The 13,389-nt window shown below is 59.1% G+C and carries 15 protein-coding genes; 4 read left to right on the plus strand and 11 right to left on the minus strand.

Annotated elements, in window-relative coordinates; all coding sequences use genetic code 11:
• Positions 1–39: 39 nt before the first annotated feature.
• The 5 genes from pyrH to ASG19_RS12655 form a co-directional block, all read right to left on the minus strand.
• The gene (pyrH, locus tag ASG19_RS12635) at positions 40–759 is read right to left on the minus strand and encodes a UMP kinase (RefSeq protein ID WP_062457314.1); all 720 of its coding nucleotides are present in this window, start codon (positions 757–759) and stop codon (positions 40–42) included.
• Between the two features lie 132 nt (positions 760–891).
• Positions 892–1,818: a translation elongation factor Ts gene (gene tsf, locus ASG19_RS12640; RefSeq protein ID WP_062457317.1), complete on the minus strand. Its 927-nt coding sequence runs from the start codon at positions 1,816–1,818 to the stop codon at positions 892–894.
• Between the two features lie 246 nt (positions 1,819–2,064).
• On the minus strand, positions 2,065–2,850 hold the full coding sequence (gene rpsB / locus ASG19_RS12645; protein WP_062457320.1) for a 30S ribosomal protein S2: 786 nt from the start codon (positions 2,848–2,850) through the stop codon (positions 2,065–2,067).
• 204 nt (positions 2,851–3,054) lie between these two features.
• Positions 3,055–3,768, minus strand: a complete 714-nt coding sequence (locus ASG19_RS12650) for a pentapeptide repeat-containing protein (RefSeq protein WP_082476302.1) — start codon at positions 3,766–3,768, stop codon at positions 3,055–3,057.
• An 87-nt stretch (positions 3,769–3,855) separates the two neighbouring features.
• On the minus strand, positions 3,856–4,710 hold the full coding sequence (locus ASG19_RS12655; protein WP_062457323.1) for a cell envelope integrity EipB family protein: 855 nt from the start codon (positions 4,708–4,710) through the stop codon (positions 3,856–3,858).
• Positions 4,711–4,820: 110 nt separating this feature from the next.
• Between ASG19_RS12655 and ASG19_RS12660 the strand changes: the two genes are divergently transcribed.
• The 4 genes from ASG19_RS12660 to ASG19_RS12675 are packed head-to-tail and all read left to right on the plus strand — an operon-like array spanning position 4,821 to position 7,687.
• Positions 4,821–5,291, plus strand: a complete 471-nt coding sequence (locus ASG19_RS12660; protein WP_062457326.1) for a RidA family protein — start codon at positions 4,821–4,823, stop codon at positions 5,289–5,291.
• Entirely contained in the window at positions 5,288–6,016 is a 729-nt protein-coding gene (locus ASG19_RS12665) for a glycerophosphodiester phosphodiesterase (protein WP_062457329.1), read from the plus strand. Before ASG19_RS12660 ends, ASG19_RS12665 begins: the two co-directional genes overlap by 4 nt.
• 9 nt (positions 6,017–6,025) lie before the next feature.
• Entirely contained in the window at positions 6,026–7,231 is a 1,206-nt protein-coding gene (locus ASG19_RS12670; protein ID WP_062457332.1) for a GNAT family N-acetyltransferase, read from the plus strand.
• Positions 7,232–7,255: 24 nt separating this feature from the next.
• Positions 7,256–7,687: an HIT family protein gene (locus ASG19_RS12675; RefSeq protein WP_062457338.1), complete on the plus strand. Its 432-nt coding sequence runs from the start codon at positions 7,256–7,258 to the stop codon at positions 7,685–7,687.
• On the opposite strand, the gene ASG19_RS12680 is transcribed toward ASG19_RS12675, so the two are convergent.
• The 6 genes from ASG19_RS12680 to cysE all read right to left on the minus strand — a co-directional run bounded on the left by ASG19_RS12680 (position 7,688) and on the right by cysE (position 13,353).
• Positions 7,688–8,029 carry an AzlD domain-containing protein gene (locus tag ASG19_RS12680; RefSeq protein WP_062457341.1) on the minus strand — a complete coding sequence of 114 codons (342 nt, stop codon included), beginning with the start codon at positions 8,027–8,029 and terminating at the stop codon, positions 7,688–7,690. It abuts the gene before it with no gap.
• Complete coding sequence (locus tag ASG19_RS12685) at positions 8,026–8,769, minus strand: AzlC family ABC transporter permease (RefSeq protein WP_062457344.1); 744 nt, start codon at positions 8,767–8,769, stop codon at positions 8,026–8,028. The genes ASG19_RS12680 and ASG19_RS12685 overlap by 4 nt, the downstream gene beginning before the upstream one ends.
• 92 nt (positions 8,770–8,861) lie before the next feature.
• Positions 8,862–11,399, minus strand: a complete 2,538-nt coding sequence (gene clpA / locus ASG19_RS12690) for an ATP-dependent Clp protease ATP-binding subunit ClpA (RefSeq protein ID WP_062457347.1) — start codon at positions 11,397–11,399, stop codon at positions 8,862–8,864.
• 10 nt (positions 11,400–11,409) lie between these two features.
• A complete protein-coding gene (clpS, locus tag ASG19_RS12695; RefSeq protein ID WP_062457349.1) occupies positions 11,410–11,763 on the minus strand; it encodes an ATP-dependent Clp protease adapter ClpS in 354 nt (117 codons plus the stop codon).
• Positions 11,764–12,172: 409 nt separating this feature from the next.
• Entirely contained in the window at positions 12,173–12,376 is a 204-nt protein-coding gene (locus tag ASG19_RS12700) for a DUF3126 family protein (protein WP_062457352.1), read from the minus strand.
• A gap of 134 nt (positions 12,377–12,510) precedes the next feature.
• On the minus strand, positions 12,511–13,353 hold the full coding sequence (gene cysE, locus ASG19_RS12705; protein ID WP_062457355.1) for a serine O-acetyltransferase: 843 nt from the start codon (positions 13,351–13,353) through the stop codon (positions 12,511–12,513).
• Positions 13,354–13,389: the final 36 nt, after the last annotated feature.

Here is a 13,389-nt window from a genome sequence, read left to right on the forward strand (position 1 = left end):
ATTGTTCTTGGCGGTCGGTTCTTGGCAACGAACCGCGTGTCAGTTGTCGGATACGATGGTCTTGCGACCGCGGCCGGTCAAGATTTGTGCGAAACCGCCCTTCTCGTGGATCGAGAAGACGACGATCGGAATGGAATTTTCACGCGCCAGCGCAACGGCTGCGACGTCCATGACGGCAAGACCCTTGTCGAGCACTTCACTGTGGGTGAGCGTTTCGAAACGGGTCGCGGTCGGGTCCTTCTTCGGGTCTGCGGAATAGATGCCGTCGACCTGCGTGCCCTTGAATATCGCTTCTGCGCCGATCTCGGCAGCACGCAGCGCCGCAGCAGAATCGGTGGTGAAGAACGGGTTGCCGGTACCGCCGGCAAAGATCACCACACGACCCTGCGCCATATGATGCAGCGTGCGACGCTGCGAGAAGCTTTCGCAGATCTCCGGCATGGCGACAGCCGACAGGACGACCGTCTCGATGTCGAGCTTGCGCAGCGAGGTTGCGAGCGCCAGTGCGTTGATGACGGTGCCGAGCATGCCCATGTGGTCGCCGGTCACCCGGTCGCCACCCTTGGAAGCTACGGCCACGCCACGAAAAATGTTGCCGCCGCCGACGACGACACCGACTTCGACGCCCATGGCGCAGGCATCCGCAATATCCGATGCGATCCGGTCTGCAACTTCGACGTCGATACCGAAGCCCTGACTTCCCATCAGTGCTTCACCGGAGGCCTTGAGCAGAACACGCTTGTAGATCGGTTGCGACATGGTGGCTCCTTGAAAGCGAAACGGACGGAGTGATCAAACGGGATGCGGATACACGAAGGGCACCGGCTTGTCACCGGTGCCCTTCAGGTTTTCAACGACTACAGCGCCTTGCGATGCGCGTGAAGGCAGCAATCAGCCCTTCGCGACTGCTGCAACTTCTGCTGCGAAATCGCTTTCATCCTTTTCGACGCCTTCACCGAGGAGAAGACGTGCCATGCCGGTGACTTCGATCGGCGCGCCGACTTCCTTTTCGGCAGCCTTGACGGCGTCACCGACGGTGAGGTCAGGGTTGATGACGAAAGCCTGCGACAGAAGAGCAACTTCCTCGAAGAACTTGCGCATGCGGCCGTCGACCATCTTTTCGATGATGGCTTCCGGCTTGCCGGATTCGCGGGCCTGTTCGATGAAGACGTTGCGCTCGCGCTCGGCGACAGCGGCATCGACTTCTTCCGAACGGATGGCGAGCGGGTTGGTGGCTGCGATGTGCATGGCAACCTGGCGGCCAATGGCGTTCAGCGCTTCCTTGTTGCCGGTCGACTTCAGGGCAACGAGAACGCCGAGCTTGCCGAGACGGTCAGCCGCTGCGTTGTGGATGTAAGTCGCAACAACGCCGTCCTCGACGGACAGAAGCGCGGAGCGGCGCAGGTTCATGTTCTCGCCGATCGTGGCAATCGTATCCTTGATCGTGTCGGAGACCGTCTTGCCGGTAGCCGGATAGATTGCTGCGCTGACGCCGTCGACGGTACCGTCGGTGGTCAGGGCAACATCGGCAATGCCGCGAACCATGGTCTGGAACGCATCGTTGCGCGCTACGAAGTCGGTTTCGGAGTTCACTTCGACAACGACAGCGGACGTGCCGTTGGAGGCGACGCCGATCAGGCCTTCGGCTGCGGTGCGGCCGGACTTCTTGTCAGCCTTGGCGATACCCTTGGCGCGCAGCCAGTCGATCGCAGCTTCGATGTCGCCGTTGTTTTCGGCAAGCGCGCGCTTGCAATCCATCATGCCCGCGCCGGACTTTTCGCGCAGTTCCTTCACCAGTGCAGCGGTGATTTCAGCCATTTTCGTGCCTCTTGTCGGTTCAAGTTGCGTGTCGCCGGAAAACCGTCGGCGATACCAAAGATTGGGACGAATGTACCCGGAAATATGACATCGTGATGAAGCCATCACGGTTGCGACCGTCTCCACGTCCACCTAACGGTAGACGGCGACGTATCGTCTTAAACGACCAAGGCCAGGGATTCATATCTCTGGCCTTGGTCGAATTCGAAAAGACGGAGCGTCTCAGAACGTTCCAGACTCAGACAATTAAGCCTGAGCTTCCGTTTCGGCTGCGCCTTCAGCTTCGAGAGCAGGCTCTTCAGGAGCCTCCATCATCGCGCCGAGGTCACGGCCCGAAGCGCCCTGCTGACGGGCAATGCCGTCGATGGCAGCGCGTGCCATCAGGTCGCAGTAGAGAGCGATGGCGCGCGAAGCGTCGTCGTTGCCGGGGATCGGGAAGTCGATCAGGTCCGGATCGCAGTTCGAGTCGATGATGGCGACGACCGGGATGCCCAGGCGCTTCGCTTCGTCGATTGCGATCTTTTCCTTGTTGGTGTCGATGATGAACATCAGGTCCGGAACGCCGCCCATGTCACGGATACCGCCAAGAGCCTTGTCCAGCTTTTCGCGTTCGCGCTCGAGGTTCAGACGCTCTTTCTTGGAGTAGCCGGAAGCTTCCGAGTTCAGGATCTCGTCGAGCTTGCGCAGACGGGCGATCGAGTTCGAAATGGTCTTCCAGTTGGTCATCATGCCGCCGAGCCAGCGGGAGTTGACGTAGTACTGGGCCGAACGCTTGGCGGAGTCAGCGATAAGCTCGGAAGCCTGACGCTTGGTGCCAACGAACAGAACGCGGCCGCCACGAGCGACGGTGTCGGACACGACCTGAAGGGCGCGCGACAGCATCGGAACGGTCTGAGCCAGATCGATGATGTGGATGTTGTTACGATCGCCGAAGATGTACGGCTTCATCTTCGGGTTCCAGCGGTGTGTCTGGTGGCCGAAGTGGGTGCCTGCTTCGAGAAGCTGGCGCATAGAGAAATCGGGCAATGCCATGCCTAGTTATCCTTTTCCGGTTGAACCTCCGCAAGACGAACAGCAACCTCGTCGAGGCTGCCACCGGGCGGAACGGACCGGATTTCTCCCGGACCATCCCATGCCTTGCGTGTGGAATGCCGGTGCCCATACTAGGCATCGGCCACAAAGGCAAGCGTTTTTCGACTCTGCCCGTCTTTGGGAAGAGCGGGACTGGCCGAAGCCCTAGTCCATTTCGCGGTCGCCGCAGGGCCAGCTTTCCGGCAGTGTCAGGCCGGCCGGCAGTTTCGTGCGCCGGTCGCCGCAGGCCACGTTCAGCTGGTGCTGATCGAGCCCGATCGAAGACGACAGGTCCACTCCTTCGATGCGCGTCAGAAAGAAGAAGGCGCTCTGGAAATTGAGGGGACCTTTGAATTCGGCCTTCGTCAGGTCGGCGCGTGCCAGGTTTGCGAAGGCGAAACTTGCGCCGGTCAGGACGGCCCCGTCGAAGTTCGACCTGCCGAGTTCGGCTTTCTCGAAGCGTGCGTTGTTCAACTCCGCTTTCGAGAAATTGGACCTCTCCAACTCCGCGCTCGTGAAATTCGCGTCGTTGGCGCGTACTTTCTGGAAGTCGGACCGATACGCTTCGACCTTTGAAAAATTCGCCCCCTCGGCGTTGCTGCCTGCCATCCAGGTGCGGATGAGCTTCGCCTTGGTGAGATTGGTACCGGCAAAATTCGAATCGCGCAGATCGGTAAAGCTTAAGTCCGCCTCCGCAAGACTACCCTTGGAGAAATCGGATCCGCTCAGCATCAGATTGCGCTTGGCGCAACTCGACCAGTTGATCCCCGGATAGGGATCGGTACGGCACTCCTGCGCCGAGACCGTCGTCGGCGCGAGTGTCAGCGCGGCGGCTCCTGTCAGGATCGCGACAGAAAGAATGGTACCAATCGAACTCATAGACACCGCTCCTCTCCACGCCTCGGTGGACGTGCATACTCAACTACCGCTTATATAGAGAAGGACGGCAGCAAATTCATCCCGTCGTCACCTGGTAACGGGTCGTTGATCTGCCTGGCAGTCGCTCTTTTGCAAAAGCTCAAGCTTGCTCAGGCTTCCGCTAAGCACGAAGTCGCCGTAGTCCATGGTCAGGTCGCGCGTGATGCCGTTCTCATAGAGCTTGAACGACATGTTGTAGACGGGCGTCGGATCGCCCGCGGCTGCCTCGTTGAAATAGGCAATGGTCACAGGCCAATACGCGGCCTTGGAGAACTCGCCGGCTTTGGCTGCATCAAGATCTTCCTTCTGCGGGTCCTGCTGCTTTCCGATGACTGTCGTGGTCAGAAGCGACTTGTCGCCATCCTCAGAACCGTCGAACACGCGTGCCTCGAAAAACCGGTTGCCATTCTTCGCATTCTTGATCACTTCAAGCATGTGATTGGTAGGGAACGCGCTGGCTGGAAGGTCGACTTCGCGCCCCTCGGGACCGGTCAGGTCCACTTTGACGCCGGTTTCGCCGGTCGTCGCGTCACCGGCGACCTCCTTGTCCAACTGTTCGTCGGTAAACGACTTGGTCTCGAAGTGAAACTGCTGCGCCGATACATCCTCGAACGTGTTGGTCTGTTGGTCGCTGACGCGGGTTTGCTCGCCGGTATCTATCTTTGTGACGAGACGGAAGTTGGTCGTGAACCCCGTGCAGGCCGAGCCGGTAAACTCGTAGACCATTCGTCCGACCATCCCTTCGATTCCGGACCGCTCGGACGCATCCTTGAGCTTCAGGTCGTAGACGGCGCGATGCGGAATGAGCAGGCGGGCCGCCGTATCGGCGCTCATCGGGGCAGCGGAGGCCGCTGGCACGCTCATCACGCCGGCAAGGAACATCCCAAGGCTCGTGCGCAGCATTCACATTCTCCTATTGGACTCAATGCATGATGTTGTAAGAACGCCATCAGCCGAGGTTATGACCTTGATGCAGGATTTTTGGGCAATTTACAATAAAACCGGAGACCGAAATGTCGAACCCGATCGAGACGCGCCTGCAGGAACTGGACATCGTTCTGCCTGAGGCAGCAGCGCCTGCCGCCAACTATGTGTCCTACGTGATCAGCGGCAACATGCTCTATATCTCCGGTCAGTTGCCGACCGAAAACGGCAAGATTGCGGTCAGTGGCCTGGTCGGTGCCGATGTCGACGTCCCGGCAGCGCAGCGCGCCGCAGAACTCTGCGCCATCAACATTCTGTCGCAGGCGAAGGCTGCTCTTGGCGGAGATCTCACCAGGATCAAGCGCGTCGTCAAGCTGTCGAGCTTCGTTGCGTCTGCACCGGGCTTCACGGAACAGCACATCGTCACCAATGGCGCTTCGAACCTCATTGCGAACGTGCTCGGGGAAGCTGGCAAGCACGCCCGCGCTGCCGTCGGCATGGCAGCACTTCCACTCAACGCCGCGGTCGAGATCGAGGCTATCATCGAGATCTCCGCATGACATCTGCAGACTGGATCAAGGACGTACCGGTGGCGCATCGCGGCTATCACGACATGAACAAGACGGTCTGGGAAAATACGCTGTCAGCGTTTTCCCGGGCCATTGATGCGGGTTTCGCGATCGAATGCGACATACAGCTGTCCGCAGACAGCGTCCCGGTCGTGTTCCACGACAACAAGCTGGAGCGCCTTTGCGGCATCAAGGGCGACGTTCGCGAACGGACCGCGGCCGAACTCGGAATGCTTTCGATTGGTGGCACCGCGGACAAGATACCGACGCTCAAGCAGATGCTCACGCTCGTCGCCGGTCGCGTTCCTCTTGTCATCGAGATCAAGGGTCGCCAAGCGGATGAGGACGACGGCTTCGTTGACGACGTTCTCGACGTATTGGAAGGGTATGAGGGCAAGGTTGCCCTGATGAGCTTCGACTACCACATCCTGCGTGCACTGAAGCAGGCCGAGGCGCCCTACCCGCTTGGCCTCACCGCGGAAGGCTCAAAGCCGGAGGAGTTCTTCAATCACGACGAAGCGATGCAGCTCGGCCTCGATTTCATCTCCTATCACTGGGCGCATCTGCCCAACTCATTCGTCACTGCGCAGGCTGATGCCGGAATTCCGATCATTACCTGGACGGTGAGGGATGCAAAGGCCGTCGAACATACCTATAAATATGCAGAGCAGATGACCTTCGAAGGGTTCGACCCACGGGAGAACCCTGCCGCATAATTGGATCCAATGACCGGCAACCTGACAATCCGCATCGAAAAATCCATTGCCGCGATCAGCCCACAAAGCTGGTCGCGGCTTTCCGGCGCCTCTAAGGAGGCCGATCCCTTAGGGACGTCTTCCGTTCCCTACAATCCGTTCCTGTCACATGCCTTCCTGTCCGCACTGGAGGAATCCGGTTCGGCAACGGCAAAAACAGGCTGGCACGGCCAGCATCTCCTGCTGGAAGATGACAAGGGTAAACTGATCGGCGCCGTGCCCGGCTATCTCAAGAGCCACAGCCAGGGCGAATACGTGTTCGACCATGGCTGGGCCGACGCCTTCGAGCGCGCCGGCGGCCGTTACTACCCCAAACTGCAGTGTGCGGTCCCATTTACACCCGCAACCGGTCCGCGCCTTCTCGTTGCCTCGGGCTTTGATCGCGAGATGGTGCAGACCACGCTCGCGGAAGGTCTCCAGGAAGTGACACGGCAGCTCGGCATATCGTCCGCGCATGTCACCTTCGTGCCGGATGATGAAGTCATCGCTTTCGAAGAGGCTGAATATCTGCACCGAACCGACAAGCAGTTCCACTTCATCAACGACGGTTATGCCGATCACGATGCGTTTCTGGAAACGCTCGCCTCGCGCAAGCGCAAGGCGTTGAAGAAGGAACGGCGAGCCGCGCTCGAGAACGGCATCACGATCGACTGGCTGACAGGCAAGGACCTGACCGAGGACATCTGGAACCAGTTCTACACGTTCTACATGGATACGGGCGGGCGCAAATGGGGCCGGCCGTATCTTACCCGGGCCTTCTATTCGCTGATCGGCGAACGCATGGCAGACGACATTCTTCTGGTCATGGCCAAGCGCGAGGGGCGGTACGTCGCCGGTGCGATCAACTTCATTGGCGGCGACGCGCTTTACGGTCGCCACTGGGGCTGTATCGAAGACCATCCCTTCCTGCATTTCGAGGTGTGCTACCATCAGGCGATCGACTATGCGCTTGCCCATGGGCTGAAGCGGGTCGAGGCGGGCGCACAGGGCGAGCACAAGCTTGCGCGCGGTTACCTGCCCGTCACCACCCATTCGATGCATTACATCGCCCATCCCGGCCTTCGCAGCGCGATTGCTGACTACCTGAAGCGAGAGCGGGAGGATGTGGAATACATGAATGAGTACCTCTCCGAGCACAGCCCTTTCCGCAAGGGTGAACGGCAAGAACAAGACTGAGCAGCAGAAAGGGAGACGCCACCGATGACCGGTCACGACTACGATCCGAACAACATCTTCGCCCAGATCCTCAAAGGCGGAATTCCCTGCCACCGCGTCTACGAGGACGACGACACGCTCGCCTTCATGGATGTGATGCCGCAGACGCCGGGTCACGTTCTGGTGGTTCCGAAAGCGCCCTCACGCAATTTGCTCGATGCGGATGCGGCGGTGCTTTCGAAGGTCATTCCGGTGGTTCAGAAGCTCGCGCGCGCCGTCAAGGATGCGTTTGATGCTGATGGAATTACCATCACGCAGTTTAACGAAGCGCCGGCCGGACAGACCGTCTTTCACCTTCACTTTCATGTCATCCCGCGCTACGAGAACCAGCCGTTGAAGCCGCATACGGGCAAGATGGAGGACAAGGAAGTCCTCGCTGCCAATGCCGAGAAGATCATCGGCGAACTTGGCTTCTGATCAGGGTTGAAGCAGGAGCAGTCCTGCGACGAGAATGGCGATCGGTGTCAGCACGCCGATCGCGACCCGCTTGCCGGTCAGGAGAAACACGGCAAAGCCGATACCAGCCGCTGCAAGCCGCAGCCAGAGTGGCGAGAGCGCCAGCGTTCCCGTCGGGAATACGATCAGCTTTGCCGTCACCGCCATGACCAATGCCGTGGCAACCGCCCTCACCCAGTAGAGCGTTTCGGAATCCTCCTTCAGCCGGTGGCCTGCGATCACACCGAGCCAGCGCCAGATATCGGTTGCGAGAAATCCCGCGACAGCGATGACGATATAGGTCCAGTACCCGTCGAACATCATGCGGCCCCACGATCAGATCCGCGCTTGCGGCGATAGCGGTCGATCAGATAGGCCACCGTGCCGCCGCCGATCCCAGCCAGAAGCACGTCGAACTGCGGCGCTACCAGCGCTAGGGCCGGTCCCAGAACGATGCCGATCACGAAGGCGATCCGGACGACCGGCTGCGCTGCACTCGCCCAGATCGAGGATATGAAATAGACCGGGGTCAGCATGAACAAGGCACCCGCCACAACCGGCGGAAACTGAGACACGACACCAAAGCTGACGCCGACGATCAGCGCATTGGTGCAGGTCAGCGTGATGCCAAAACCTGCAAAGAAGGCAACCCGGCGCTCTCTCGGCACATGCCGGAGATTGTGGCTCGCAAAGACCCAGGACGTGATGGCGATGAAATGAGAGAGAAACAGGAGAACCGGCAGCGGTGTCTTCTTCGTGCGCATCTCCGGCATGATCGACGCCACCATCGGCATCATCCGGATCGACGACAGCGTCACGGCGAGGAAGGACGCGGCGATGTTGGCGCCGCCCAACATCGAACCCACCAGGATCATCTGGGCCGGCAGGGCCCAGATACCGAGCGTCATCGCGACAGCCTGCCCTCGTGTCAGGCCGGCTTCTACCGCAAAAGCGCTGAAACCGACATAGGACGTCATCAGGATCAAAGCCGGCAAGGAGAAGATGCCGCGCATGCCCTTGAGGAACCACGCAAGGCCGCTGCGCTCGGAGCTTTCGGTGGTCATTGGCATGCCCGTAAATGATTGACGTTACGGGACCTACAAAAACGACGATGCCGGGACAAGCCCGGCATCGATTTCTCGGATGGAAAAGAGCGCTACTTGCTCTTTGGGACGCGTGGCACGGTGCTACCCTTGCGGGGCGCGGACTTTGCCGGGGCTTCCTCGGCAATCACGTCGCCATCTTCGACGACATTTGCCTTCGCGGAACCGCCGTCCTTGTCCTTGGCCTTCGGCGCAGACTTTTTCGAAGGCTTTGACTTTGTCGTCTTGGCCTTGATCTCGTCGGCAGCCTCTTCCACTTCCGCTTCAGGCTTCGGCTTTACCCGGGCCGTTTCCGAAATGGACTCCAGAAGAAGACCGTCGGTGCCATCTTCCTTTTTGCCGGCCGTGACGCGGACGATGCCACCCTTGCGAAGCTTGCCAAAGAGGATCTCGTTGGCGAGCGGCTTCTTGATGTATTCCTGGATCACGCGAGACAGAGGTCTTGCGCCCATCTTCTCGTCATAACCCTTTTCCGCCAGCCAGGCGATCGCGTCCTCATGCAGATCGAACGTCACGTTACGCTCCGACAGCTGGCTTTCCAGCTGCATCACGAACTTCTGGACGACCTGGTGGATAACCGTGGTCGGCAGCGGTGCGAACGGAATGATCGCATCGAGACGGTTGCGGAATTCCGGTGTGAACAGGCGATTGATCGCCTCCTCATCTTCGCCGGTGCGTCTTGATGATCCAAAGCCGATCGCAGACTTGGCCATCTCGGATGCACCCGCATTCGTCGTCATGATCAAGATGACGTTGCGGAAGTCGATTTTCTTGCCGTTGTGATCGGTCAGCGATCCATGGTCCATCACCTGCAACAGGATGTTGTAGATATCCGGATGCGCCTTCTCGATTTCGTCGAGCAGAACCACGCTGTGCGGGTGCTGATCAACACCATCGGTCAGGAGACCGCCCTGGTCGAAGCCGACATAGCCGGGAGGTGCGCCAAGCAGTCGCGAGACCGTGTGGCGTTCCATATATTCCGACATGTCGAAACGCAGCATCTCGACGCCGAGCGAGGCGGCAAGCTGCTTTGCGACTTCGGTCTTGCCGACGCCGGTTGGACCGGAGAAGACATAGGAGCCGATCGGCTTGTTCGGCTCGCGCAGACCTGCACGTGCCAGCTTGATCGCCGTCGACAGCGCGTCGATCGCGACGTCCTGGCCGTATACGACGGAACGCAGTTCCTTCTCGAGGTTGGCGAGAACCATCTCGTCATCCTTGGAAACCGTTTTCGCCGGGATGCGGGCCATCGTGGCGATTGTCGCCTCGATTTCCTTTTCCGTGATCAGCTTGCGACGCTTGGAAGCGGGCAGCAGCATCTGGGCTGCACCGGTCTCGTCGATCACGTCGATCGCCTTGTCCGGCAGCTTGCGGTCGGAGATATACCGTGCTGACAGTTCCACCGCCGACTTGATCGCGTCGTTGGTGTAGCGCAGCTTGTGATACTCTTCGAAATACGGCTTCAAGCCCTTCATGATTTCGATCGCATCATCGATCGACGGCTCATTGACGTCGATTTTCTGGAAGCGTCGAACCAGAGCCCGGTCCTTTTCGAAGAACTGGCGGTATTCCTTGTAGGTCGTCGAACCGATGCAGCGGATCTGGCCAGAGGACAGAGCCGGCTTCAGCAGGTTGGACGCATCCATGGCACCGCCCGACGTTGCACCCGCACCGATGACGGTGTGGATTTCGTCGATGAACAGGACAGCACCTGGAAAATCTTCCAGTTCCTTGACGACCTGCTTCAGACGTTCCTCGAAGTCGCCGCGATAGCGGGTGCCTGCAAGCAGGGTGCCCATATCGAGCGAGAAGATCGTCGCATCGGCCAGCGCTTCGGGCACCTTGCCCTCGACGATGCGCTTTGCCAGTCCCTCGGCGATCGCAGTTTTGCCAACGCCCGGATCGCCCACGTAAAGCGGGTTGTTCTTGGAGCGGCGGCACAGGACCTGGATCGTGCGGTTGACCTCGGAATGACGACCGATCAACGGATCGATACGGCCATTCTTGGCCTTTTCGTTCAGATTGACACAGTATGCCTTGAGGGCATCCTGCTGCTTCTTGCCGGGACCTTCCTCCTCGTTGCGCGAAACAGGCTTGGCGTCTGAATCGGGCTCATCAGCACCACGCGGGGTCCGGGCCTGGGAGGAACCCGGACGCTTGCCGATGCCGTGAGAGATATAGTTGACCGCGTCGTAGCGGGTCATTTCCTGCTCCTGCAGGAAGAAGGCTGCGTGGCTCTCACGTTCTGCGAAGATTGCGACGAGCACGTTTGCTCCGGTCACTTCTTCACGACCGGAGGATTGGACGTGGATCACAGCGCGCTGGATGACGCGTTGAAAGCCGGATGTCGGTTTGGAGTCCTCGTCATAGCCTGTCACCAGGTTTGCGAGTTCATTGTCGACATATTCAGACACGGTTTTGCGGAGCGTATCCAGGTTGACGCTGCATGCTCCCATGACCGCCGCCGCATCGGCGTCGTCGATCAACGCCAGAAGCAGATGTTCGAGTGTGGCATATTCGTGATGCCGCTCGTTCGCGAAGGTCAGTGCCTGGTGCAGAGCCTTTTCAAGACTAGGCGAAAATGTTGGCACGTCGGGTTCCTCACTTCTTTTCCATGACACATTGCAGCGGATGCTGGTGTTGCCGGGCGAAGTCCATGACCTGGGACACCTTGGTTTCCGCTACTTCATAGGTGAAAATTCCGCATTCTCCGACGCCGTGGTTATGGACGTGGAGCATGATAATCGTTGCCGCATCGCGGTCCTTCTGGAAAAAACGCTCCAGAATATGGATGACGAACTCCATTGGCGTGTAGTCGTCATTCAGAAGGAGAACGCGGTACAGGTTAGGCCGTTTGGTTTTCGGTTTCGTTCGCGTGATGACGGAGGTTCCGCGGCCCGCGTTGTCTCCGTCGCCGTTCTTTTCATTTTCCATCAAGATCGGCAGTGCGATCATCGTCTTTCATTCCCTAGTCATCCAGCGGCGGTATAGCGAACAACCGGTCGACAGGACTTCAGTCTTGCTAAAGGTAGTTCTTTGGGAAAGGATTTTAAGCCCCCTTTCCCGCTGTGCAATCACTATTCCGCCGAGAGGGGCTCGCGACGAGCCAAAAGTACCACATTCGGCAACTCAAATTCTGCCGCCATACTGACCCAAAAGGCGGGCGGCATCATGGCCATAGCCTCCGACGCTGCAGCTTCATGCGTACGGATCCGACGCGCGAACGGCGATCGCCTGTCGCTCAAAATTCCGTCGAAGAGTAGATGCTAATGAAGCTTGCATGCTCGAGGCTTACGTCCAAAACAAAAGAGGCCCACGAAGGGCCTCTCGACAACGTTTCTTGAAAACCAGTCGGATCCTGCGATCAAAGATCGACGTCGAGGATCGCCATGGAGAAATTGTAGGAACGCTCGCCATCTTCGTCATCCAGATAGACGACGCCGAGAAATTCATCACCAAGATAGACTTCGGCAGAATCGTTCTTGCGGGGACGCGCCTTGACGACGATCTGGGGGTTCAGAAGGCGCTTGAAATAGTCGTCGATCTTCTTGATTTCGTCGGGGTTCACGATCTTCTCCGTCAGATTTTGCGATCAAATCGATGCGCTTTTGGCACGGGAGAAAGGCGAAAGTAAAGCCGCCGTTCTCTCCACCGCACGACCCTGCCCCGAGTTTTCCTGGAACAAGTAGGTCCGGGCGCGGACTATTCCTCGGCGCGCAGAAGCTGGTCCATCAGGCGTGCCGGCTCGGAGCAACCCGCGGTCCCGACGACCTTTGCCGGAACACCGGCGACGGTGGATTTTTCCGGAACAGCTTTGAGGACGACGGAGCCCGCCGCCACACGCGAGCAGGCACCAACCTCGATATTGCCGAGGATCTTTGCGCCGGCGCCGATCAGCACGCCGTTGCCGATCTTCGGATGACGATCTGCGCCCTCCTTACCGGTCCCACCGAGAGTGACCCCATGCAGGATGGAGACATTGTCCCCGATGATCGCGGTTTCGCCGACGACAAGGCCGGTCGCGTGGTCGAGGAAGATCCCCTTGCCGATCTGAGCCGCCGGATTGATGTCTGTCTGGAAGACACTTGAGGCGCGGCTTTGCAGATAGAGCGCGAAGTCGCGACGGCCGCGGTAAAACAGCCAGTGCGCCAAGCGATGCGTCTGGATGGCGTGAAATCCCTTGAAGTAGAGGACTGGCTCGACGAAACGCAGGCAGGCAGGGTCGCGGTCATAGACGGCCTGGATATCGACGCGCAGAATAGCACCCCAATCCGGCCATTCGTCCAGCATTTCCATGAATGTCTGCCGCAGCAGGACGGCCTGCAGATCGGGATGATCGAGCCGTTCGCAGATCCGATGAACGACGCATTCTTCGAGCGAACGGTGGTTCAGGACGGTTGAATAGAGGAAGGCGGCCAGCAACGGGTCCTGGTCGATTGCGACGCGTGCTTCCTGCCGCAGCGTGTCCCATATGGGGTCGACGCTAGCGACACTATCGGTCTGGCGAATGTCCTCGGTCTGGCGAACTTCGGTTCTCGCGGCCATGGCCGTCTCCTCTTTGGCGTAAGCCACGATATATAG

The organism is Rhizobium sp. Leaf306 (assembly GCF_001423425.1).
Taxonomy (GTDB): domain Bacteria; phylum Pseudomonadota; class Alphaproteobacteria; order Rhizobiales; family Rhizobiaceae; genus Neorhizobium; species Neorhizobium soli.

Excerpts from the sequence above, each read along its gene's own strand:
- ASG19_RS12685 (WP_062457344.1), bottom strand. The coding sequence starts at position 8,769 with ATGACCACCGAAAGCTCCGAGCGCAGCGGCCTTGCGTGGTTCCTCAAG.
- ASG19_RS12655 (WP_062457323.1), bottom strand. The coding sequence starts at position 4,710 with ATGCTGCGCACGAGCCTTGGGATGTTCCTTGCCGGCGTGATGAGCGTG.
- ASG19_RS12675 (WP_062457338.1), top strand. The coding sequence starts at position 7,256 with ATGACCGGTCACGACTACGATCCGAACAACATCTTCGCCCAGATCCTC.
- cysE (WP_062457355.1), bottom strand. The coding sequence starts at position 13,353 with ATGGCCGCGAGAACCGAAGTTCGCCAGACCGAGGACATTCGCCAGACC.
- pyrH (WP_062457314.1), bottom strand. The coding sequence starts at position 759 with ATGTCGCAACCGATCTACAAGCGTGTTCTGCTCAAGGCCTCCGGTGAA.
- ASG19_RS12650 (WP_082476302.1), bottom strand. The coding sequence starts at position 3,768 with ATGAGTTCGATTGGTACCATTCTTTCTGTCGCGATCCTGACAGGAGCC.
- tsf (WP_062457317.1), bottom strand. The coding sequence starts at position 1,818 with ATGGCTGAAATCACCGCTGCACTGGTGAAGGAACTGCGCGAAAAGTCC.
- ASG19_RS12665 (WP_062457329.1), top strand. The coding sequence starts at position 5,288 with ATGACATCTGCAGACTGGATCAAGGACGTACCGGTGGCGCATCGCGGC.
- ASG19_RS12660 (WP_062457326.1), top strand. The coding sequence starts at position 4,821 with ATGTCGAACCCGATCGAGACGCGCCTGCAGGAACTGGACATCGTTCTG.
- ASG19_RS12680 (WP_062457341.1), bottom strand. The coding sequence starts at position 8,029 with ATGATGTTCGACGGGTACTGGACCTATATCGTCATCGCTGTCGCGGGA.
- rpsB (WP_062457320.1), bottom strand. The coding sequence starts at position 2,850 with ATGGCATTGCCCGATTTCTCTATGCGCCAGCTTCTCGAAGCAGGCACC.
- clpS (WP_062457349.1), bottom strand. The coding sequence starts at position 11,763 with ATGATCGCACTGCCGATCTTGATGGAAAATGAAAAGAACGGCGACGGA.
- ASG19_RS12670 (WP_062457332.1), top strand. The coding sequence starts at position 6,026 with ATGACCGGCAACCTGACAATCCGCATCGAAAAATCCATTGCCGCGATC.